The following is an 18,700-nucleotide window of genomic DNA, read 5'->3' as shown; positions in this document are numbered from 1 at the left end:
CCGCCGCCAACACCGGGGAATGACCAACATCAACTGACGCAAGGGGTTCACTTTCACCTGCCGGAAGTGGGTCACGATTCAAGCGTCGCCGACAGTAGTGGAAGGACAGAAGACGTGCGCTTGCTCGATGACCTTCAGGAAGGTCTTGCGAGGCGGTACCGCCAGATCGTCAACTCCAGGCGGCAGAACTTCGGCCACGAGGTGAAGTACGCCGCCGACTGGATCGGCAAGCAGCCGCTCCTCGCCGCGATCATCGCCGAAGCTCGCCACGTCGAGGAGCCACCACCTCTGCCGGGTTGGCTGGACAAATGCGAGGAAGAGCTCGGCATGGTCTGGCCGACGGACACAGAGGAAGGCCGGGCCGTTCTCCTCTGGAATCTGCTGAGCAGTCTTCAGCCCGATCAAGCGGAAGACCTGGCGGTCCGGATCTACAGTCGGACGCACGACAGGGACATCGACAACATGGTCCGCAGGCTTGCCGACGAAGCCTTCACCCCGCTGTTCGAGTGGCTCGCCGGGCGGCTGCAGTCCCGCAGCAGCGTCGTCCTCACCCTGCGCCGCTACGTCTATCTCACTGAGCGGTTCAACCGCGTCGGCCTGAACGCTCAGTTCCTGGACAGGACCGCGACCGGCGAGGAGCTGTACAACGACGACCTTCAGAAGTTCCTGTTCCAGGATGCCCACTACATCACCCACGCAAAGCCGCGTTCCGCGACAGGGGAACCCGATCTGGTCGGTGAGCTCAGCGGCGAGGACCCAATCATCCTGGACGGCAAGCTCTACACCGGGAGCGTCGCCTACATCGCCAAGGGCGTACGACAGGTCTACGAGTACGCCGTCGACTACGGGAAGAACGTTGCCTACCTGGTGGTCTTCAACCGCACGTCCGACCGGACTCTAGTAGTCGACGGCGACGGCCCGACCGACTCCTGGCCGCAATACTTCGAACTGGCGGGGGTCAGGGTGTATGTCGTGGGCGTGCGGGCGCTGCCGCCGACGACCACTGCGAGCAAGATGGGCCCGCTGAAAGTTGCCGCTCTCACCCGGGGCGACGTACAGAAGGCGCTGGTCGAAGACTGAGCGGCCCCCGTGCCCGCTCCAACGACGTGCGGTCAAACTTCGTTGAGACGGGACAACCACACCGGGCCCGACCGCTGCTCGCCCATCACCTCAGCCCGGATCCTGCCACCCCGTGACCATCCCGGGTCGGACTCGTTGAACACGGCATCCCCCCACGTCGAAGCCCCGGTGCCGACGCCCCACGGCGGCCCGGGGCTTTCATATCGCGGGACTACTGGCGGGCCAGGCCCGCAGGGTCGATCTCGAACGGGAACGGCGTGTGCACGCGGGTGACCGTGCCAGACAGCGCGGTGGTCCGCTCGAGATACCACCCGCCTTCCAGCTCGGAGATGACCAGCATGGGCGCGGGGTCGGCTTCCAGGCGCCAGTAGGCGGGGATGCCGGCCTCGGCGTAGAGCAGAGGCTTGAAGCGGCGGTCCATGGTGGCGTTGCCGGGGGAGACCAGCTCGAGGACCAGCAGCACCGCCTCGGCGTCGATCGAGACCGCGTCCTCGGCGGTCGCGCCCGCGTCGGCGACCACGATGTCGGGGACGACCAGGCCCGACGGCAGGGTGACGTTGATGGCCTCCAGGATCTCCACCGGGGCGCCGGCGGCGCGGGCCGCGGCGTCCAGGGCGGTGTGAAGGCGGTATGCGGCTCGCTGGTGGCGAAGTCCTGGGGCGGGAGACATGACGAGCGACTCTCCGAGCAGCTCGTACCGGTACCTGCGGTCCTCGTCCAGGGCGAGGACGTCCTCCACGGTCCAGGGACCGCCGTGCTGCTCGATGCTGGCAACGCTCACGTCTTCCACCTCCAATCCCGATCGCCTCCAGTGTGCCCCGGCGGCGGGGCCGGTGTCGCCTGGTTCGAGCGCCTTATGGCCAGGTGGTGAGGGCGTCGACCAGGATGTGCAGCTGCAGCACCGCATCGCTGGCGCCCTGCTCCAGGTCGACGACGTCGGCGGCCGGCGCCAGCACGTCGACCAAGCCGCCCGCCCCGCCAGCCCGGCGGCATCTGCCGCAGCCCGGCGCGCAGCACGTGCGCGTCCCAGCGGCTGCGCGCGAGGCCTTCGGTCAGCTCCCGTTCGGCGGGGTCCGCGCCCAGTCTCCGGCTCGGTAGCTCTCCAGCAGCACCGCCGCGTCGCGGTGCATCGCCTCACCCAACGCACTCGTGGTCGTTACGCATACCCAACGACACCCAGGCCGCTCATGGCGCGAGGCAACGGCAGCAGCCAGGCAGCACGCCGCAGGAGCGTTGCGCGGGTTGCTTCACCGGTTGCTTCGGCGCTTTGGGGACATGCTGCGCCCCAGGCCTCACGAGGTTGCTGCCTGCACTCTCCTCAGGAGGGGAACGATGCAACGGCCCGGGCGGCATGGCTGCAACTGCAACCTGGGGAGCAATCGGTCGAACAGGAGCGGCGGGTCACCGACCGCGTAGCCGCTGCAGCCCCTACCGTGCGTGCCGTGCCGTCGACTCGCTACCTGATCCCTCCCCGGCTACTTCCCCCAGTGCCGGCCGGATACCGAGCCTGCGTAGAGGGGGCGGTGACGACGACTGAGCCGCGCGCACCCGAGCTGGCCCGGCGCGACGAGGTCTGGACCGGGCGCTACCACCTCTGGGCGCCGCTTGCCGGGATCTCCAACGTGCCATGCCCGCGCGCCTCCTGGTGCGAGCCGCTGCCTGACGAGTACCTCGGCGAGCCGGTCACCGCTGCCCTCGTCCCCACCACCGAGCGATGTGGCGGCCCGGCTGTCTGGCCCCTCTACGTGCCACGCCAGCTCGAAGGTCCGCTTCCAGGCAACTGGGCCGGGGAGAAGATCCCGCACTGGTACGTCTGGTGGCGACTCTTCGAGCTCCAGGAAGGCCGATGTGCGTGCTGCCCCGCTTCTCCGAACACCATCGACCACGACCACCGCAGCGGCAGGGTCCGCGGCCTGCTGTGCACCTCGTGCAACCGGCTGGAGGCGGACTACTTCCGGCGCCTGCGGATGTGCGTCCACGCCCCTCCGTACTGCTTCGAGGACTACTGGCGCTCTCCTCCAGCGCTCCCTTTGCGATGGGTGATGAACGGCCCCGGGGTGTTCCGGCACGCACCGAAGTTCGGGCGCTGACCTCGTCGTCCCACTTCGCGCGTCGATGATCCATTCCGCATGAGTGCAGGATCAGCCGTTACGCCCCGCTACGGGTGCGTGCTCCCGAGACTCGCTGCAACCGCTGGTCTCTCGCCTGTAACCCGGCGCCGCCGCCCGGCCTCAGCGCCGGCTCGGGGGCCCGCAGCGGCCTCGGTATGCAGGTGAAGCCGATGCTGGCCCGGGAGGGCACAGCGATCGGCTTCACTCGGGCAGGTGCGCCAACACCTGCCCGATCTTCTCCCCGTCGCGTCGGTTCCTGCCAGCAGCAATCAGGGCGCGGATAGTTAGCAACTATGTCGCTTGGACAGGATGGGGCCGTGCGGCTCTCCGGCGTCGGCCGCAATGGGCGCGATCCTGAATCAACCCTGGTGGGCATGCAACCGCTGTTCGAATGTGGTGGCCACCGGAGGCAAGCGTTGTGGACATCTCGTGGTAGGGCGCAACGCAGGGCTCTGGCCTGCGCCGATGTGATTTTGCGTCTACGCGAGTTGCCAACCGCAGGGTGACTGGTATCGCCTTTTTAGGGGGGACCCTCGACAAAGCAATCTTTGGTTCGGGCGTGAATCAATTGCAGTTGGCGGTCCTTTTCTCGGCCAATCGTGGCGTAGTGGGCTGGGATGATGGCGAACAGCAGTGCATCGCATGCCCCGGGGGCGCCAACTCCCGTACGGCAGAGGGGGTGCACAGGTTCCTGTCAAATTCGTTCCGTCCGGCGATCTTGGGGTCGCCGGACGGCGCCCTCTCAGGGAGTTGCCATGGGCGTAAGCCCGTTCCCTGCCGCGAGTCCCGCGGCTTCTCCTTCGGTGACGGCCGGGCCGTCGGACACCGACCACCTCGTGCCCGTCCGCTTCGCGATGCCTCACGCGCTCGTCCTCGTGGTGTGCATCGTCACCGCGGCCGTCTTGGCGGAGTTGGGCATGGCTGTGAAGGAGGTGTTCTTCCTCCTGGCGGGTGCAGCCGGCATTGGCGCCGCGGTGCTGGTTCTCGTGACGACCGGCGGGCGCTCTGACGGCCGACTCGGCCGCTTCCTGGACGCGTACCGCACCTCGGGCAGGACGACGAGGTGACCGGCGCCGGACGTCCTGAGAAGCCCGTCGACCAGACTGTGCCGGACTCGGCCAGGCTCGCCGAATTCCTCCGCAGCCGCAGGGAGGCCGCCGGTCTCACGTACCGGGACATGGCGATCTTCGGCGGCGGTAGGCGGTCCGCGGCGACGCTCGAACGCGCCGCCGCCGGGGGCCCCAGCGTCGCCTCCTGGGACACCGTCGAGTTGTACGTAGGAGTGACGATCACGGACGAGGAGCATTTCACGGGGGCGTTCGCGGGCATCTGTGGAGAGGCCCGGGACCTGTGGATCCGCGCTCGCCGTGCCACCCGGGCCTCGCACTACGTCCACACGGCTCCCGACCCCACGCTGATCGCCACCAAGGCCGACTTCTGCCGCGCTCTGCGGGACCAACACGCCTGGGGAGGCGCCCCCTCTTCGGGAGAGATGGAGCAGGCCGCGGGGCCTGGCCATCTGCCCCGTACCACCGCCCGCCGGATCATCAAGGGCGAGATCCTGCCCGTCACCCCGCAGCAATGCATCGCGTTCCTGCGGGCATGCAACGTCGACGTCGAAACCCTCGTCCTCTGGCTTCATGCCGGCAGCCGTGCAACGAGAGACGGGCGGTGGCGCGAAGCCTACGAGCACCAAGCGCTCCTCTACCTGGCAGACAAGTCCGAGACGCTGACCGGCACCGAGCCGTTCCTCCGCGCAGTCGCGTAGCCCGCGCGGTGCCCCGCCCAGGATCGGCTGGGCACCGCGTGAGCAGCAGCAACTCCAGCGTGGTGCAGCAGGGACAAACGCTAGGTGATTTGCAGCTTTTGGCACACCGGCTGGAGGTCAGGCGGCACACGGATGCTGCTCGTGCAGCAGGCGGTTGCTGCAGTGCGGTTTCCCTCAGAGCGGAACGATGCAACGCCTCGTTGCTCGGGTCTGGTGCACGATCGGGGTGCGTTGACCTCACCCGATCGTGCACCAGACCCGGCGAAGAGGCAGTGGTCGAGGTGACCGCCTCGCTGTTCTCGCACCCCTGATGCGCCGGGCATTCAGCTCTCGTGGTGGCGTGTGTGATCACGTGGCCGGCATGGCGCAGCGGAGTAGCGCGTCTAGCTCCGCCACCGTGGCGGCGGCGTCGGTGTGGTGGATGGTGTGGATTCCCAGGGCGGCGGCGGGCGGCAGGTTCACCGCGTGGTCATCGACGAACACGCAGTCTTCTCCGGGCAGCTGTAGCTGCTCCAGCGTGTGCAGGTAGATGCCCTGGTCAGGCTTGCGTACGCCGAGCTGTTCGGACAGCACGATGGCGTCCCACTCCCCGTCCCACATGCCCAGCTCCGCATATGGGTTGTAGGGGGTAAGGCCGAAGCTGTTCGAAAGCATGGCGACCTTGATGCCTGTGGCGCGGGCGCGATGCGCGGCGTCGACCATGCGCGGCTCCAGGTGGAGGTTCGCCAGCGCGCGTCGCATGAGGTCAGTGGGGTCGATGCCGAGGATGCCGCCGATGACCTGGTTCCACTGCTCTTGCGTGGCGTCGCCGACTTCCAGCGCCTTGTATATGGCCACGCCATCGGGGTGCTCGTTCAGCGCGTGGAAGTATGCGCCCGGCGCCAGGCCCTCGCTGCGCTCGAAAGCTTCGCCGTTGAGCCGCATCCTGATGGTGAGGACCCCTCCGAAGTCGAGGATCAGGCCGCGATAGGTCAAGTCAGGCTCCGTTGGAATGTGGCTCACCCCCCGTGGGTGTGGGTGCGTTGGCACGCTACCCCACGGGGACGATCTGCCCACTGTGTGTTCCCGCCTACCCTCGGCGGGGCCGTACTCTGGCTGCGGAGGGTTGCAGCCGCTTCGGTTGGGTGAGGGGACGTCAGCTCATGAACGATGTCGAGGACTTCGGGATCGGTGCGCGCATCCGGTACTTCCGGGAGCGACAGGGCTTGTCGCAGAGGGCCATGGCTGAGCTGGTCGGCAAGACCGAGAACTGGGCGTACAAGGTCGAGAAGGGCGTGTTGCCGATCGACCGTCTATCCGTGCTGATCGACGTCGCCCGCGTGCTGAACGTCCGTAACCTGTCCGACCTGACCGGCGGCGTCCTGACCGGTGCGGTGTCGGGCCAGCAGAAAGAGCACGAGGCTGTCCCCGCGATTCGTCGCGCTCTCGCTCTGCCGTCGTCCCTTCTTCCTGCCGGCGTCGGCGAGGTACCCGTGGGCGACTTCCGACTGGCTGTCGACGACGCCTGGCGGGTGTACGAGACGCAAACCCAAGCCCGCTATGCCGACGTCGGCGGGCGGCTGCCCAACCTGCTGCGGCAGGGCTACGCAGCAGTGCGGGACGCCGACGGCGACGAGCAGGAACGACATGCCGTCGCGTTGTTGATCTCCGTCTACGGGCTGGCTCAGATCTGGCTCCGCCGAGTCGGCGAGCCGGTTCAAGCCCGCATCGCGGCTGACCGTGGAGTGTCCCTGGCGGACCAGGTGGGCGACCCGGCACTGCTGGCGGCGGCGACCTGGAACCTGTCGTGCGTACTCACCTCCTCCGGGGATGTCGCAGACAGCGTGGCTCTGGCCAGGGAGACGATCGCCAGCTGCAAGCCAGGCGAAGATGCTTCGCTCGAGCACGTGTCGGCCTATGGGGCGCTGCACCTCCAGGCGGCGGTCGCCGCGGTCCGCGACCACCAAGGCCCCGTCGCATGGGACCTCTACCACGGAGCTGAGCGCGTGGCAGCACGTCTAGGCCGGGACCGCAACGACTGGCACACCTGCTTCGGGCCGACCAACGTAGCCATGCACGCCGTGCACCTGCGCGCTGAGGAAGGCGACACGGCCGAGGCGCTGCGGGTCGCTGATGGCGTGGAGGACAACGAGGAGCTGCCCCTTGAGCGGCGGACCAGGTATCTGATCGAGGTCATGAACTGCAACCGCATCCAGCGGGACGACTTCGCCACGGTCTACATGCTCAAGCGCATCACCGGCCAGTCCCCCGAGGAGGTGGGATTCTCCCCCCTCGTTCGCGAGGCGGTGGCGGACCTGCTCAAGCGGGAAAAGCCCATGTGGCGGCAGGATCTGCGGGCAGTTGCTCAACACATTGGCATGACCGCCTGACGCCTCAGCAGCACTGACTGGTAGTCAGCCCTGATTTTTACTCAGGGTCACCGCGCGACTGTGCGCATACGGTCGGTGACATGACTGAACGTCACCTGCTGTCGAATGGGCCGTTACGGGCTTGGCGCGTCGAGCGCGCACCTGGAGGCCCGGTACTGACGCAGGCCGGACGCGTCGCCATCCCGGTCCGCCTCCGCCGCTTCGGGAGGAGGTTATTCAGCACCGACGCCAAACTGGTGCTCACCGCTGAAGACGCCGACGCCCTGTGCACCGCTTTGAAGGCGCTCTTACACCCTGACGGCGGCCAGGAGGCCGCGTCATGAGCCGGCCACGGCGGAGCTCGGCCGACCGCCAGCGGCGCGGCGACCTCCATCTGGTCGCCTCTGGCCTGCACCCGGCGACCGCCACTGTTGCTGTGGCACACAAAGCCCCCAGCTTGACGTTGCCGCGCGCTCTCCGCGCTCGGCGAGGGGGGCTGGCGACGTGACCCACGCCGCGCAATCCGTCGAGTGCACCACTCCCACAGCGCCGATCCCGAACCAGGTCGATCCCGTCTGCGACGAGTTCACGGTGCGTATCTCCGCCGGCGCTGCGTCCAACGGCCCGCTCGAAGGGGACGCCGCCGGCCAATGGGTCGGACGGCTTCGCCGCATCAGCATGGCCAAGCTGCGCGTCTGGGGGCTGTCGCCGATCCTGGACGACGCCAAGCTTTTGGTCAGCGAACTGGTCACCAATGCCCTGCGGTACGGCGACGGCGAGGAGATCGAATTCCGCCTCGTCATCACTCTCCAAGGGCTGATGATCGCGGTCAACGACAACTCCCCGCACCGCCCGGAGCTCAGCGTGGTCGGCGACACCAGCGAGACCGGCCGCGGTCTGTTCATCGTTGCCGCCCTTGCCGACGACTGGGGGGTCAGCCCCGACGGCACGATCACCTGGTGCACGCTGAAGCTTCCGGAGGCGTGCTGATGACCGTCCAGACTCGCGGCCCCGAACCGCAGAATCCGACCATCCCGCGTTGGCAGCCGCCACTGGATGCTGCCGGCCTGAACGACCTGCACGGCCTGCTGCTGCGCTGGGCGTGGACGGCACAGGACAGTAACGATCTCCTCGACGAGGTCGCAAGAGCCCTGGACGACGTACCCCCACCGGAGGAGGAGATCGAGGACTTCGTTGAGCGACACCGCGGCTACCTCATGAGGCTGGTGAACATCGCTGTCGCTACCCGCGTCTGGTACCGGTCGGTCTACGCCGACACCCTCGTTCAGCGAGCGCGCGTCCTGCGAGCGGTCGAGATGCCTGGCGACCATTCTCAGGCCGTGCTGCACTTGAGGCAGATGGGGTGGGTCGCCGGCGAGCTGGTGGATCAGCTCGTCGTGCTCAACTCGATCAAGGGGGCGGCATGACCGTCGTTCGACCCCTGATCCCTCGTCTCGTATCGGCCCGCCTCGCCTACGACTTCGAGTACTTCGCCAACCGCCTCGCCGATCCATCCCTGCTCGACGGGGCGGTAGGTGTCTGCATCCACCGGGCGCCGCTGCTCGCCGTCCCCACCGGCGGCTCGCGGCGGGGCGGATCCCTGTCTGTGGACCTTCTGGTCCTCGCCGACAAGACGCGCCGGCTCCTGACAGGCCTGCCAGGCTTCGCCGACGTACGCGTGCGGGCCTCTCCCTTCCAGGACGCCCGTCACGTGGTCGAGTGGGGCGACCAGCCGCCGACTTGCGCCTACAACGATGCGGCACGACGCCGCTTCTACGGCTACACCGAAGACGCCATCCGCCGCTCCCACCCTGGGCACGGTCCGCCGACACCCTCTTCGACGGCGCCGCATCTGTCTCCCCCGATGTCGTAGCCGTCGAAGAGGGCCACCCCCCGCAACCCGAGAGGACGAGCGCACCATGTGTCGGCACGATCCGCAGTGTCCCCCAGCCGAGGCCCCCGATCGCGAGGCTGCCCGGACCCTGTTCGAGGCCCCCGTTCAAGGGTGGAGCTTGCTCTGCAACGGAGTGATCTCCTTCGAGGACACGGGGGAAGTGCTCCCCAGCGGCGAGATCATCCCGCCCCACCGTCCCTCAGCGCATGGCGCCCGGAAGGCAGCAGCCGCATGAGCGGGCCGGACTGGGCAGTGCCCTACATCACGAAGCGGGACGGCGAACAGGGAGTCCCCGAGTCAATGCTGAGCCTGCGCTACAACCGGGCGGGGCGACCCATCGGCATCCGGTACACGCACGAGCTTGCGAGGAACCGCGATGATCGGGACGTGCTCTGGGCGCGCGTCTCCCAGGACCTATCGCCGAGGACCATGCGGCCCGTGGGCAAGCCGCTCTTTGCGCTCATGCACCCAGCCCGCCAGCGAGAGACGATGGCGGCGCTGCGCTGCCAGGTGTGTCACGGACAGCCCTCGCGGAACAAGCTGGGGTATCTGTTCCTGGAGATGGCCGGCCATGCCGAGGTTGAAGGCATCGTGACAGCCCAGCCGCCGGTGTGCCTGGACCACGCCGTCGCCGGCATCAACGACTGCCGCCGCCTGCACGAGCGCGGCTACGTACTGCTGAGGTCCAAGGTGCCCCGACTCCACGGGGTGATCGGGCAGGTTTTCAGAGCTGTCGGACACCAGATCGAAGCCCTGCCGCCGCTGCTTCATGACGACGGATCGGACTACCCGATCCCCTACACCAGGGGTGACCTGATGCCGTACGTGCTCGCCTCGCAACTGGTCCGCCGACTCACAGGCGTCACCCTCGTTGACATCGACGCCGAGTTGGAAGCAGCGGGGCGCGATCGCCTCGCCATCCGGCGCGGCGCCGGCACCCGCTGCCCGGCACACCGCGCCCCCTCCCTCCGAGCCTGCACGTCCCGGACGGCGTCGGGGAGCCCGTAGGCGCCGGTGGATCGGCTTCGGCCCAGACATCGACACCGACGACCGCCCGCCGGTCCTGACGTAACGCATCGGATCGGCGGGCGGTTCACCACGCGGCGCGCGGCGGCTCAGCCCTCGCGGCCCGCTCCGCAACATCACTCGCTCAACGCACGGCGCAACCCACGAAGGAGTTCACTGGTGACCAACCCCCCTGGCACGACGACCGACGCAATCCGAGAAGTCCGCACTGCAACCCAGTTGCGTGACGCCATGGTGCAGAGCCTCGTGAAGTTCGGCGCCGCCGAGGACCCCCGGGTCGTCGCTGCCTTCCGTGCCGTGCCCCGGCACCTGGCCATGCCAGAAGTGGACGTGACCAAGGCGTACGACGCGGAGTTCGCGGCAGTCACCAAGACGGACCCCACCGGTGTGGACATCAGCTCGGTGTCAGCCCCGCGGGTCCAGGCCATGCAGATCGAGCAGGCCCAGATCGAGCCCGGGATGAATGTGCTGGAGGTCGGCTCTGGAGGCCCCAACGCGGCGTACCTGGCCGAGATGGTGGGGAAAGAGGGCCGAGTTGTCACGATGGACATCGACTCCGACGTCACGGACCGAGCAAGGACCTTCCTGACGGCGACCGGCTACGAGAACGTCACCGTCCTGACCGCCGATGCGGAGAACGGCGCACGCCATCACGCGCCGTTCGATCGGATTGTCGTGACGGTGCAAGCCGCCGACATCCCGCCGGCGTGGATCACCCAGCTCAAGGACGGTGGTCGGCTCGTCGTGCCGCTGCGGATGCGCGGCCTGACCCGCACCGTCGCCTTCGTCCGCGACGGAGAGCGCCTGGTCAGCGACGGCTTCGACCTGTGCGGATTCGTTCCGATGCAGGGCATCGGCGAGAACCGTGTCCAGCTCGCGGTCCTTCACGACGTGGAAGGCGAGGAGGTCGCACTTCGGCTGGACGGGCACCCCGAGCCGGACACCCGGGCGCTCGCCGAGGCACTGGTCATGCCGAGGGCCACCGCCTGGTCGGGCGTGACGCTGGGCGGCATGGAGTCCAACGAGCACCTGGACCTGTGGCTGACGACGGCGTTGGACAACCTGCCGCTCATGGCGGCGAAGCCTGGGGCGCGCAAGCGCGGGCTGGTTGCCTCCGCGTCTCCGCTCGGCGTTCCGACCCTTGTGGACGGCGGCACCTTCGCCTACCGCACGGTGCGCGCCACCGACGCGGAGGACCGGTTCGAGTTGGGCGCGATCGGTCACGGTCCCCATGGGCAGCAGCTCGCGAAGCGCCTGGTGGCCGAGATCCAGATCTGGGACCGCGAGCACCGCGGCGACCGTGCCCGCATCGAGGTCGACCCGGCGGGCACGCCGGACGACCGACTTCCCGCCGGCCGTCACATCGAGCGACGGCACACGCGGGTCACGATCACCTGGCCGTAGCCCTTTCGCGGGCTCGCGGTTAGGCGGAACAGCACATTCCTACCCACCTCCCTGGAGGCATGAGATGGCACAGCAGAGCACCAGCACCATCCTCAAGGCGGCGACGGACTTCCGCTCCGACAGTGACTTCGACCTCGACGTCACCACCGTCGGCGCGGTCCCCGTCCTCGGATCGCTGCTGAACGACACGAGCGACAACTGCACCTCGACCTGCGCGTCCGCCTGCTCCAACAGCACCTGCATCGGCGGCTGATCTGACCCAGGGCTCGGGGCCGGGCGGGCACGATCCACCCGGCCCCGAGCCCGCAGACGGAAGGAAGCACGATGTACCACGCCCTCGACGCAGGAATGATCAGAGCGTCGGTCGAACCAGTAGCGGGCACAATGCCCACTTACCCCTCTGACTTCACCGACTCCGCGCAGGTCCGCGAGTGGGTCAGTCAGGTGTGGAGCGACACCTCACGGACCGAGGCCATCACCCTGGCTGCCCCCGCGCTCGCGCAGGCCGTCGACAAGGCCCTCGACGGCACCGCTCCGCCGGCACGCGTGGAAAGCACCGCGCGCTCCCTGGCCCGCTACCTGCTGCGCATGCAGCACCGCGCCACGCCGTTCGGCCTGTTCGCCGGGCCAACGCCCGTGACACTGGGAGAAGCCGCCTTCGCCCGCTGGGGCGACCAACCGCGGGCGTTCGCCGGGGCCGGCGCGGCATGGCTGCACGACATCACCACGATGCTGGAGAGCCACCCGACCGTGCTGCGAGAGCTGACCGTCGTCGCCGACACGACCTGGTGCGCGCGGGGAACACGCATCTCCGTGCCGTACCAGCCGGGTGCAGATGGCCCAACGAGCACCAGCCTCCGCCGAACACGCGCTGCTGAGAAGACTCTCGTGCTGGCACAGGAGCCGATCCGGGTCGGTGACCTAGTGGACAAGATCCACGCGGACTACCCCGACAGCCCCGTGTCCGCCGTCGAAGCTATGGTGGCCGACCTGGTCGCGCACCGGGTCCTGCTCACCGAACTCCACCCGCCTATGACGACTGTCGACGCCCTGAGACACGTCGTCGAGCACGTGGAACGCCTGGGCCCGGACACGCCCTTGGCCGTTCAACTCCGTCAGATCCACCGCCTCCTGCAACGTCACGACGCCTCGCACACCAGCGAGCAGCCCCGCCTGCGCTCACGGGCCGCCACGATGATGCGCGCCCTCATACCGGGAACTGCCAGGCCCCTTGTGGTCACCGTCCGCCCCGACGCCGAGATCGTGCTACCCGAGGCGGTCGCCCGCGAGGCCGAGCAGGCGTTGCAGGTGATGGCGCGCATCACTCCGTACCCGAATGGCTCCCCGGCCTGGAACGACTACCGGACGCGATTCCTGGAGCGGTACAGCATGGGCACCGTCGTGCCCCTTCGCGAACTGACCGACCCGGACACTGGGCTCGGCGTACCTGTCGGCTACCGCGGCACCGTGCTGTCACGCACGGTCCTCGCCACGAGCCCGCGTGACGAACACCTCCTCTCCCTCGCCCAGCGTGCCGCGCTCACCAATCGACGCGGGGTCATCCTCACCGAGGACGACATCGAAGCCCTGTGCATCGGGGAACCTCAGCAGGTCCCGGCGCACGTCGAGCTGTGTTTCACCGTGCTGGCCCTCACCGAACACGATCTGACCGAGGGACGGTTCAGCCTGTCGACGGTGGGACTGTCCCTGGCCGCGGGCACGACCGCGGGCCGGTTCCTGTCGATGCTCGCCCCAGAGGAACTGGCGAGCTGTTCAGCCGCGTACATGTCGTTGCCGGTACTGACGGCCGGCGCCGTGCGCGCGCAAGTCTCCGCGCCCCCGATGAAGCAGCAGACGTTCAACGTCGGCCGAGCCCCCGCGGTCGCGCCGGAGGTGCTGGCGGTCGGCGAGCACAACCCGGCCGCGAACCTGGACCTGGACGATCTTGGCGTTGTGGCCGACGCGGACCGCCTGTACCTCGTGAACTTGTCCTCCGGCCGCGTGGTCGAGCCGTCGGTGATGAACGCGGTCGAGCTGAGCCACGCCACCCACCCCCTGGTCCGCTTCTTGACCGAAGTGCACCGCTCCCACGCAGCCATACTCGTCCCCTTCGCCTGGGGCGCGGCCGCCCGCCTACCCTTCCTCCCCGAGGTCCGATATGGCCGCACCATCTTGTCCGCCGCCTGCTGGCGCCTTCGCCCCCAGGATCTCGGCGACGGGGAAGCGTGGGAGTGCACCTTCGTCAACTGGCGTGTCCAGTACGGCGTTCCCCGCACCGTCTACATGGGGTCCAACGACCAGCTCCTGCGACTCGACCTCGACCTGGCCGCCCACCGCGGCCTCCTGCGGCACGATCTGAACCGCCACGGCACCGTCGTCCTGCACGAGGCGCCGGACGATAGCGCGTTCGGGTGGATCGGCCACGCCCACGAAGTGGTGCTGCCCTTCGCCACCGACCAGCAGCCGCTCTCCGCTCACGCGCAACCGCACAAGGTCGTCGCGACCCGCAGCGACGCACGCTTGCCTGGCAGCTCCCAGCAGGTGCTGGTGAAGCTCTACGGCAACGCGGCCCGCGCCCCGGAACTGCTGACTGCGCACCTGCCACGCCTGCTCGCGGACTTCGAGACCGCCCCTGCCTCCTGGTTCGTGCGCTACGCAGACCCCGAGTCGCACGTGCGGCTGCGACTGCGCCTGCCCAACAGTGAGACCTTCGGGACCGCGGCGCCGAAGGTCGCGGACTGGGCGAGCGGACTCCGACAGGAGGGACTGATGCAGAGGTTGGCGTGGGACACCGACCACCCCGAGAGCGGCCGGTACGGCACCGGCGCCGTACTGGACGCGGCAGAGGCGTACTTCTGCGCCGATTCCGCTGCTGCGCTTGCGCAACTACGCCTCGCCCCCATCGACCAGCAGCCAGCCGCAGCCGCAGCCTCGTTCGTCGACATCGCCACCGCACTGCTGGGCTCACGCCGCGCCGCCTTCGACTGGCTCATCCACAACCTCCCGCGCAGCGACGGCGGTGCGGCGCCGCGACAACTGCGCTCCCTGGCGGTGCGATTCGTGGGACCTGATGCCAACTCCGTTCCACCCAACCCCACGGTGGCGGAGGCGTGGGAAGTCCGGCGCAGATGCCTGAACCGCTACCGCACGGCACTGGAGAACGCCGGAACCAACCCAGCGACCGTACTGCCGTCGCTGCTGCACATGCATCACAACCGCGTCGCCGGCATCGACCCCGCCGCCGAAGCAACCTGCCGCCGTATCGCCCGGTCCGCAGCCCTGTCCTGGACCGCCCGCCCCGAAGGAGGCTTACGGTGACCGCGGCCACGTCGACCACCGACACTCCGGTGTCCGTCCGGCAGTCCCTCGCGCATGGCCCGCTCGGAGCCACCCTGCTGCGGATCGAGCGAGCCCGCCGCGGCACCGCAACCTGGGAAGAGGTACACCGCAGCCTGTCCGACACCGGCCCGCTGATCGATGGCCCGGAGGCCAGCCTCTACCTCGGCGCTCCCGCAATGGCCTTCGTCCTGCACGCGGCCGCAGACGGCACCAACCGGTACGCGGGTGCCCTGCACAGCCTCGACGGCATCGTGGCCGCCCACGCCCGCCGGCGCCTGGCCGACGCGCACGCCCGCATCAACGCCGGACGCCCACCCACGTTCGCCGAGTATGACCTGTTCCGGGGTCTGACCGGGATAGGAGCCCTGCTCTTGCGCCGGCAACCAAACGGACCCGAGACGAAGGCCGTCCTGGAGTACCTGGTTCGCCTGACCGAACCACGGCTGGTGAACGGCCAGCACCGGCCAGGATGGTGGGTCAGCCACGCACCGGCCAGCAACCCGGCCGTCATGCCGGGCGGTCACGCCAACGCGGGCATAGCGCACGGCATCACCGGCCCCCTCGCGCTGCTGGCCCTGGCCATGCGCGCCGGGATCACCGTCGACGGACACGAGGCGTCCATCCGACGCATCTGCCGCTGGCTGGACGAGATACGGCAGCACGACACCGGCGGCGTGCGCTGGCCCCGCTGGATCAGCGAGCACGGCCCCGCCCCGACGCTGCCCGCTACACCGTCCTGGTGCTACGGCACCCCGGGCCTGGCCCGCGCCCAGCAGCTCGCCGCCATCGTCACCGACGACCGCGACCGCAAGCAGATGTCCGAGCGCGCCCTGCTCGTCTGCCTCACCGACCCGAACCAGCTCGACCGCATCGGCAACCGCGGTCTGTGCCACGGCTACGGCGGGCTCCTTCGAACCGTCCACCGCGTTGCCCAGGACGCCGAGACACCCCAGGCGTTCACGGCGCGGGCCGGTCTACTCACCAGCAGATTCCTCACCGCAGCGCCGCCAGCGGAAAGCGGCTTCCTCGAAGGGAAGACCGGAGCTGCCTTGGCCTTCCAAGACGCCGACGCCATCGGCGCTGACGCACCCGAAAGGCACTGGGACGCCTGCCTGCTTCTCGCTTGAACCCGACCGAAGGACCCGCATGGAACCGGACCGTTGGCACCAGCACAACGTCACATTCGCCGAGCGCGAGAGCGGCATTCGCGCCGTCACGGACCGGCTCGGTCCCGCCCTGTGCGCAGCCGAGAGCGCCGGGCAGATAAAAGGCTGGTGGTTCATGAACAAGCAGCCGTGGTCGCTGCGCTACCGGGCCGCCCAGCCGTCCCCGCTGGTGGAGAAGGCGCTCAGCGAGCTCGTCGACGACGGAATCGTCAAGTCGTGGCTGCCCGGGGTGTACGAACCGGAATCCACGGCCTTCGGCGGAGCCCTATCTATGGACGCCGCCCACGACCTGTTCCATGAGGACAGCCGGCACCTGCTCACTTACCAGCCCGGCCCTGGGCGGCTCGGCCGCAAAGAGAGCGCGGTCGTCCTCGTCAGCGCCATGATGCGCGCCGCCAACCTGGACTGGTTCGAGCAGGGCGACGTGTGGGCGAAAGCTGCCGCGCTACGGCCAGCAGCTCCCGCCCCCGAGTGGGCCGCCCTGATACCGGCGATGCAGACCCTGATGACCGTCGACACCGGCAGCCTGTCCGGACCGGGGGGCCCGCTGGACGGGCACGCCGAGTGGCTGGCCGCGTTTGAGCGGGCCGGAACGACCCTGGCCTACCTCGCCACCGGGGCCGGACTGACGCGCGGTGTGCGCGCCGTCCTGGCCCACCACGTGATCTTCCACGCCAACCGCGCCAGTCTACGTCTAGAGCAACAGAGCGCACTGTTCACCATCGCACGAGAGGCAGTCATGGGATCCAGTGACAACACCGCACCGTCCGCCGAGGGCACCCCACAAGCCGCTAGCTGTGTTGACTCCCAGGGTTGTTAATGCGGGCGTTCAGGACCGTGCCCGTCTTTATCGACTGCGACGATCAGCTGGCCCGGACTCGTCAGCTCTCGTCACTACGGACTTGACGCCCTGCTCGAACACTTCCAGCCCGACTCCAGGGAGACCCCGGACCAGCGGCACCGTGCCCGTTGCGACGCCCACGCAACGGCGTTGCTGCTATTCGGCCTGGCCGAGCACTACTCGACTTGGGACCAGCTCGCCGCGGTTGCCGTTCAGCCCGGCCTGGTACCTCACAACCAAGAGGAACGCACACTGTGGTGACAATCCCCATGCGCATCGGCATCACCGGCGCGCACGGCACTGGCAAGACGATCTTGCTGCGGCGCATCGAGATGGAACTGCGCGCCGAGGGCATCCGTGTAGCCCGCACCGGCTGGGTCAGCAAGCGAGCCGCCAGCCTCGGGCTGCCGAAGATGGAACAGCACACGGCAGCCTCCACTGAATGGGTCATCGCCCAGAGCGTCGCCGACGAGATCGGCGCCGCCCAGAGCGCGGACGTGGTCCTGGCCGACCGTGCCGTCATCGATGCTGTGGCCTGCTGGCACGCGGCTGTCGAGTTCCGGGGCGAGATCGTGGACCGTGGCGAGGACGAGCGGATCCGGCTGCTGGCTGCCACGCAGCACGCGAAGTACGACCTGCTGCTGGCCACCGTCCTCGACCCGGTCGAGCCCCAGCGGCACCCGTACGACCAGCGATACCGCGAGCTCGTCGACCGGCACATCCACGGCCTCCTCGCCGAGGACGACATCGAGCATTGGCGAGTCACCCGCGATGGGCATGACCAGGACCGGGCAGTCAGGACCGCGGTGCGCCTCGCGCTGCAGTTGGTTCCGGCAGGACGAGCCTGCTGTCGAACACGGCGCCCAGGCTCCTTGGACGAACTGGCGGACAACTCTGGTGTCGACCACGGTAATGATTTCGGTGGAACGTGACCACCTGCTCGCACGGGACCTCGGCAACGGAGCCGTGTTGTTGCCCGGTTGCCCAGCCCTTGACCGTCAGTCCCCGAGGGGGTTGCCCGGGAGGCGAGATGCGGACCGGGCAGCGAACGGGTGGTGCCGTCGGTCCTCATCGGCCGAGGCAGCACGCACGGCGCTATGTGAACGTCCATGCCTTCATCACCGAGCCGATCCCCCGAAGCATGGCGGATCAAGTAGACCGCGCGATGGCCGCTCACACTCCCCTCGTCCTTCCGAGCCGACGTGAAGGGGGGCCCGTGCCAGCCGGTCCGCGGACGCCTGGGCCGCGACTCGCGAAGCGAGTTGGACTCAAGGAGCGGCCAGCTGGCAGGCGTGCCTTGGCCAACGTGGGTGATACCAACCTGTTGCTGGTGGGCTTTCCTGCCCAAGCGCCGCCGCCCGGCCATGAACCATCTCCGCGCGCTCAGCGGCTTGCCCGCCACCGTCACATCTCGTGCCATCGCAGTACTTGCAGGGGGTATGGAGCACGCGACTGGTGGGGTGAACTGCCCCTCAAAAACACATAGGTGCCAAATGCGACCAAGGTGGCTGCACGTTCAATGCGGTCGACGGCCACAGGTCGGCCTTGGTCCCTGCCAAGGTGGACGGGTGCCGATGCCGACCAGCCTGGGCGGAACGCCATGACCGCCAAGACGCCGGGGATCCTGCTGACCCGGACGCACCGGATTCTCGTCGGAATCGTCGTCGCGGGCGCGGTGATCATCGCGGGCATCGGCTTCGCCGGCTCGTACGCCGCGGTGCGC

The 18,700-nt window shown here is 68.7% G+C and carries 18 protein-coding genes and 1 pseudogene; 17 read left to right on the top strand and 2 right to left on the bottom strand.

Annotation, left to right across the window (positions count from 1 at the left end):
• Positions 1 to 1,080, top strand: a 1,080-nt coding sequence (locus BMW99_RS37370; RefSeq protein WP_218159329.1) for a hypothetical protein, incomplete at its 5' end; no start/stop codon positions are given.
• 211 nt (positions 1,081 to 1,291) lie between these two features.
• Here BMW99_RS37370 and BMW99_RS37365 read toward each other — a convergent pair.
• Positions 1,292 to 1,861, bottom strand: coding sequence for a Uma2 family endonuclease (locus tag BMW99_RS37365; RefSeq protein WP_069462674.1), 570 nt, complete (start codon positions 1,859 to 1,861; stop codon positions 1,292 to 1,294).
• 742 nt (positions 1,862 to 2,603) lie between these two features.
• Here BMW99_RS37365 and BMW99_RS42525 point away from each other — a divergent pair.
• The 3 genes from BMW99_RS42525 (at position 2,604) to BMW99_RS37350 (ending at position 4,959) form a co-directional block, all read left to right on the top strand.
• A complete protein-coding gene (locus BMW99_RS42525; protein WP_069462662.1) occupies positions 2,604 to 3,170 on the top strand; it encodes an endonuclease domain-containing protein in 567 nt (188 codons plus the stop codon).
• Positions 3,171 to 3,946: 776 nt separating this feature from the next.
• Positions 3,947 to 4,258 (top strand): hypothetical protein, encoded by a 312-nt coding sequence (locus tag BMW99_RS37355; RefSeq protein ID WP_141726050.1) that lies wholly within the window; start codon positions 3,947 to 3,949, stop codon positions 4,256 to 4,258.
• Complete coding sequence (locus BMW99_RS37350) at positions 4,255 to 4,959, top strand: helix-turn-helix domain-containing protein (protein ID WP_069462660.1); 705 nt, start codon at positions 4,255 to 4,257, stop codon at positions 4,957 to 4,959. The genes BMW99_RS37355 and BMW99_RS37350 overlap by 4 nt, the downstream gene beginning before the upstream one ends.
• Before the next feature lie 348 nt (positions 4,960 to 5,307).
• Here BMW99_RS37350 and BMW99_RS37345 read toward each other — a convergent pair whose 3' ends face one another.
• Positions 5,308 to 5,934, bottom strand: coding sequence for an HAD family hydrolase (locus BMW99_RS37345; protein WP_322899564.1), 627 nt, complete (start codon positions 5,932 to 5,934; stop codon positions 5,308 to 5,310).
• 167 nt (positions 5,935 to 6,101) lie between these two features.
• On the opposite strand from BMW99_RS37345, the gene BMW99_RS37340 reads away from it, so the two are divergent.
• The 13 genes and pseudogenes from BMW99_RS37340 (at position 6,102) to BMW99_RS37285 (ending at position 17,909) form a co-directional block, all read left to right on the top strand.
• The gene (locus tag BMW99_RS37340) at positions 6,102 to 7,328 is read left to right on the top strand and encodes a helix-turn-helix domain-containing protein (RefSeq protein ID WP_069462659.1); all 1,227 of its coding nucleotides are present in this window, start codon (positions 6,102 to 6,104) and stop codon (positions 7,326 to 7,328) included.
• Between the two features lie 80 nt (positions 7,329 to 7,408).
• Positions 7,409 to 7,651: a hypothetical protein gene (locus BMW99_RS41040; protein WP_141726049.1), complete on the top strand. Its 243-nt coding sequence runs from the start codon at positions 7,409 to 7,411 to the stop codon at positions 7,649 to 7,651.
• A 160-nt stretch (positions 7,652 to 7,811) separates the two neighbouring features.
• Positions 7,812 to 8,297, top strand: coding sequence for an ATP-binding protein (locus tag BMW99_RS37335; protein WP_079138264.1), 486 nt, complete (start codon positions 7,812 to 7,814; stop codon positions 8,295 to 8,297).
• Positions 8,297 to 8,734 (top strand): DUF6415 family natural product biosynthesis protein, encoded by a 438-nt coding sequence (locus BMW99_RS37330; protein WP_069462671.1) that lies wholly within the window; start codon positions 8,297 to 8,299, stop codon positions 8,732 to 8,734. The genes BMW99_RS37335 and BMW99_RS37330 overlap by 1 nt, the downstream gene beginning before the upstream one ends.
• Positions 8,731 to 9,180 (top strand): DUF6302 family protein, encoded by a 450-nt coding sequence (locus BMW99_RS37325; RefSeq protein WP_069462658.1) that lies wholly within the window; start codon positions 8,731 to 8,733, stop codon positions 9,178 to 9,180. Before BMW99_RS37330 ends, BMW99_RS37325 begins: the two co-directional genes overlap by 4 nt.
• Positions 9,181 to 9,226: 46 nt before the next feature.
• Entirely contained in the window at positions 9,227 to 9,436 is a 210-nt protein-coding gene (locus BMW99_RS42520) for a DUF5999 family protein (RefSeq protein ID WP_075018348.1), read from the top strand.
• Positions 9,433 to 10,209, top strand: a complete 777-nt coding sequence (locus BMW99_RS41715) for a hypothetical protein (protein ID WP_069462657.1) — start codon at positions 9,433 to 9,435, stop codon at positions 10,207 to 10,209. The genes BMW99_RS42520 and BMW99_RS41715 overlap by 4 nt, the downstream gene beginning before the upstream one ends.
• A gap of 177 nt (positions 10,210 to 10,386) precedes the next feature.
• A complete protein-coding gene (fxlM, locus tag BMW99_RS37310) occupies positions 10,387 to 11,631 on the top strand; it encodes a methyltransferase, FxLD system (RefSeq protein ID WP_075018347.1) in 1,245 nt (414 codons plus the stop codon).
• A gap of 64 nt (positions 11,632 to 11,695) precedes the next feature.
• The gene (locus tag BMW99_RS37305) at positions 11,696 to 11,884 is read left to right on the top strand and encodes an FxLD family lanthipeptide (protein ID WP_069462655.1); all 189 of its coding nucleotides are present in this window, start codon (positions 11,696 to 11,698) and stop codon (positions 11,882 to 11,884) included.
• Positions 11,885 to 12,015: 131 nt separating this feature from the next.
• A complete protein-coding gene (locus tag BMW99_RS37300) occupies positions 12,016 to 14,949 on the top strand; it encodes a lantibiotic dehydratase (RefSeq protein ID WP_079138262.1) in 2,934 nt (977 codons plus the stop codon).
• Positions 14,946 to 16,097 carry a lanthionine synthetase C family protein gene (locus BMW99_RS37295; protein WP_069462654.1) on the top strand — a complete coding sequence of 384 codons (1,152 nt, stop codon included), beginning with the start codon at positions 14,946 to 14,948 and terminating at the stop codon, positions 16,095 to 16,097. Before BMW99_RS37300 ends, BMW99_RS37295 begins: the two co-directional genes overlap by 4 nt.
• Positions 16,098 to 16,116: 19 nt before the next feature.
• A pseudogene (locus tag BMW99_RS37290) lies at positions 16,117 to 16,932 on the top strand (thiopeptide-type bacteriocin biosynthesis protein); the annotation flags it as partial.
• A 314-nt stretch (positions 16,933 to 17,246) separates the two neighbouring features.
• Positions 17,247 to 17,909, top strand: a complete 663-nt coding sequence (locus BMW99_RS37285) for an AAA family ATPase (RefSeq protein WP_245791784.1) — start codon at positions 17,247 to 17,249, stop codon at positions 17,907 to 17,909.
• The last annotated feature ends 791 nt before the right edge of the window (positions 17,910 to 18,700 follow it).

Origin of the sequence: Actinacidiphila rubida (assembly GCF_900110255.1) — a bacterium.
Taxonomy (GTDB): Bacteria; Actinomycetota; Actinomycetes; order Streptomycetales; family Streptomycetaceae; genus Actinacidiphila; species Actinacidiphila rubida.
The sequence above is the reverse complement of the archived record's forward strand: the minus strand, read 5'-3'. Positions and strand labels throughout refer to the sequence as shown.

Excerpts from the sequence above, each read along its gene's own strand:
- BMW99_RS37355 (WP_141726050.1), top strand. The coding sequence starts at position 3,947 with ATGGGCGTAAGCCCGTTCCCTGCCGCGAGTCCCGCGGCTTCTCCTTCG.
- BMW99_RS37340 (WP_069462659.1), top strand. The coding sequence starts at position 6,102 with ATGAACGATGTCGAGGACTTCGGGATCGGTGCGCGCATCCGGTACTTC.
- BMW99_RS41040 (WP_141726049.1), top strand. The coding sequence starts at position 7,409 with ATGACTGAACGTCACCTGCTGTCGAATGGGCCGTTACGGGCTTGGCGC.
- BMW99_RS37330 (WP_069462671.1), top strand. The coding sequence starts at position 8,297 with ATGACCGTCCAGACTCGCGGCCCCGAACCGCAGAATCCGACCATCCCG.
- BMW99_RS37325 (WP_069462658.1), top strand. The coding sequence starts at position 8,731 with ATGACCGTCGTTCGACCCCTGATCCCTCGTCTCGTATCGGCCCGCCTC.
- BMW99_RS42520 (WP_075018348.1), top strand. The coding sequence starts at position 9,227 with ATGTGTCGGCACGATCCGCAGTGTCCCCCAGCCGAGGCCCCCGATCGC.
- BMW99_RS41715 (WP_069462657.1), top strand. The coding sequence starts at position 9,433 with ATGAGCGGGCCGGACTGGGCAGTGCCCTACATCACGAAGCGGGACGGC.
- BMW99_RS37305 (WP_069462655.1), top strand. The coding sequence starts at position 11,696 with ATGGCACAGCAGAGCACCAGCACCATCCTCAAGGCGGCGACGGACTTC.
- BMW99_RS37300 (WP_079138262.1), top strand. The coding sequence starts at position 12,016 with ATGCCCACTTACCCCTCTGACTTCACCGACTCCGCGCAGGTCCGCGAG.
- BMW99_RS37285 (WP_245791784.1), top strand. The coding sequence starts at position 17,247 with ATGCGCATCGGCATCACCGGCGCGCACGGCACTGGCAAGACGATCTTG.